Below are 2,457 nucleotides of genomic sequence, written 5' to 3'. Positions count from 1 at the left end.
TGGTCCAGCCGGCGTGGGTGGAGGCGACGCCCTTGGGTGTGCCGGTCGACCCGGAGGTGTAGTACACCGAGATCAGGTTGTCCCCGGTGACACCGATGCGGGGGGCGGCCGGGGACGACCCGGTGAGTCTTCCGGGACCGCAGTCCAGCACCGCGCACCCGGCACCGGCCCCGTCGCGGGCCCCGGCGAGCAGGGCCGCCCGCTCGGCGTCCGCGCAGGCCACCGGGGCGCCCGCGTCGGCGAGCACCTGGACGGCGCGGCCGAGGGGCAGGTCCGGATCGAGCGGGACGAAGGCCCCGCCCGCCTTGAGGACGGCCAGGAGGGTGACGGCCATCTCGGCGGAGCGGTCCATCCAGAGGCCGACGGGGGTGTCGGCGACGACTCCGGCCTCGCGCAGCCGGGCGGCCAGGTGGTTGGCGCGGCCGGTGAGTTCGGCGTAGGTGAGGGTGCTCTCGGAGTCGGTGACCGCCGGCGCGTGCGGGGTCGCCGCCGCCACCGCGTCCACCAGATCCGTCAGCAGACCACCGGGGTGCTCGACGCGTTCGCCCTGCCCCCTGGCGAGCAGCCGCTCGCGTTCGGCCGCGTCGACCATGCCGACACCGGAGACGGGACGGCCCGGCTCGGCCAGCGCGTTGCGCAGGAACGTGACGAAGTGCCGCATCAGCCGGCTGATCGTGGCCGGCTCGAACAGGTCCGACGCGTAGTAGGCGATCCCGGAGAACGTGTCGCCGGAGCGCGTGAGGGCCACGCTCAGGTCGAACCGCGACTTGCCGTCGACCAGCTCCACCCGCTCGGTCGCCAGACCGGGCAGGACCAGGTCGTCGGTCTCCTCGTCGCCCAGCGCGAACAGCACCTGGAACAGCGGGTTGCGGCTCGGGTCCCGCTCCGGCTGGAGCTCCTCCAGCACGGCCTCGAAGGGGAGTTCCTGATGCTCGTAGGCGGAGAGGGTGTTCGCCCGGGTGCGGGCCAGCAGCTCTTCGAACGACGGGTCGTCGGCCAGTTCGGTGCGGATCAGCAGGGTGTTGACGAAGTAGCCGATCATCTCGTCGAGTTCGGGACGCACCCGGCCGGCGATCGGCGTGCCCAGGGTGACGTCCCGGGTCGCCGAGTGCCGGGCGAGGACCACGCTGAACGCGGCCGTCAGCGTCATGAACGCGGTCGCGTTGTGCTCCCGTGAGAAGCGGTTGACCGCCGCCCCCAGCTCGCCGTCCACGGTGAACGAGAACTGGGCGCCGTTCCCGGTGCGCACGCTCGGCCGGGGCCGGTCCGTCGGCAGTTCGTCGGTGCTCGCGCCGGCCAGCCGCTGCCGCCAGTGCTCCAGCTGGTGTCCCAGCCGCTCCGGCGTCTGGTGTTCCCGGCTCCACACCGCGTAGTCCCCGTACTGGAGGGGCAGCGGCGGCAGTTCCGGCTCGCGGCCGGCCGCCAGGGCCGTGTAGGCCCGGGACAGCTCCGACCACAGCACCCGCATCGACGTGCCGTCGATCGCGATGTGGTGGACCACCAGCACCAGCAGTGCGTCGTCCTCGGCAAGCCGCACCACCGCGACCCGGAAGACGGGCCCGGTGGCCAGCGAGAACGGCTCCCGCATCAGCGCCCGGGCGAACTCCAGGGCGGCCTCGTACCGTTCGGCGGTGCTGTCCCCGACGACGTCGTGGACCGGCACCGGGACCGGGGCGGCCGGCAGCACCCGGGGGACGGGGGCGCCGTCCCGCTCGCCGAAGACCGTCCGCAGCACCTCGTGCCGGCCGGCCACCACCGTGAAGCTCCGGGCCAGCACCTCGGCGTCGAGCGCGCCCCGGACCCGGATCACGGTGGACGTGTTGTAGCCCGGCATCATCTGCTCCAGGAGCCACATCCGCTCCTGCGAGTACGACGCCACCCGCGCGTCCGGTCCGGCCACCGCGATGGCCGTCGCCGCCGCGTCGGCGCGCTGGGCGGCACGGGCGCCCTGGAGCAGCGACCTGACCTGCGCGCGGCGCGCCTCCCGCGGGTCCGCCTGGGGTGTCCTGCTCGCGGTCATGAGCGGGTCCTCTCGGCGGTCGCGTCCCCGGCCTGGTCCGTCTCCGGGTCGCCGACCGCGTCCAGCAGCAGGTTCTCCAGGGCGGTGGCCATGGTGTGGATCGTCGGGTTGTCGAAGATCAGCGCCAGCGGGACGGACACGGACAGCGCCGCACGCAGCCGGGAGACGATCCGGGTGGCGAGCAGCGAATGCCCGCCCAGGGCGAAGAAGTTGGCGTGGATGTCCAGGTCGGTGCGGTCCAGCACCTCCGACCAGATGCCGTCGATGAGCTGCTCGGCCTCGGTGGCCGGCCGTACCGCGACCGCGTCCGCCTCGAAGCGCGGCTGGGGCAGTGCCCGGTAGTCGGTCTTGCCGTTGGCGTTGACGGGGATGCGGTCCAGCACGGTGATGCTGGAGGGGATCATGTAGCGGGGCAGCTGATCGCTGAGGTGGGTGGT

2 protein-coding genes are annotated in these 2,457 nt (G+C 73.4%); both read right to left on the bottom strand.

The window, feature by feature from the left end; translation table 11 throughout:
* A partial coding sequence (locus tag AB0G52_RS40870; RefSeq protein ID WP_361344332.1) for a condensation domain-containing protein occupies positions 1–2,020 on the bottom strand: 2,020 nt, incomplete at its 3' end.
* On the bottom strand, positions 2,017–2,457 hold a 441-nt coding region (locus AB0G52_RS40865), incomplete at its 5' end, for a phosphopantetheine-binding protein (RefSeq protein WP_361344329.1). The genes AB0G52_RS40865 and AB0G52_RS40870, both read right to left, overlap by 4 nt.

Origin of the sequence: Streptomyces sp. NPDC021562 (assembly GCF_040640875.1) — a bacterium.
GTDB lineage: Bacteria > Actinomycetota > Actinomycetes > Streptomycetales > Streptomycetaceae > Streptomyces.
This window is presented reverse-complemented; position numbering and strand designations above follow the sequence as displayed.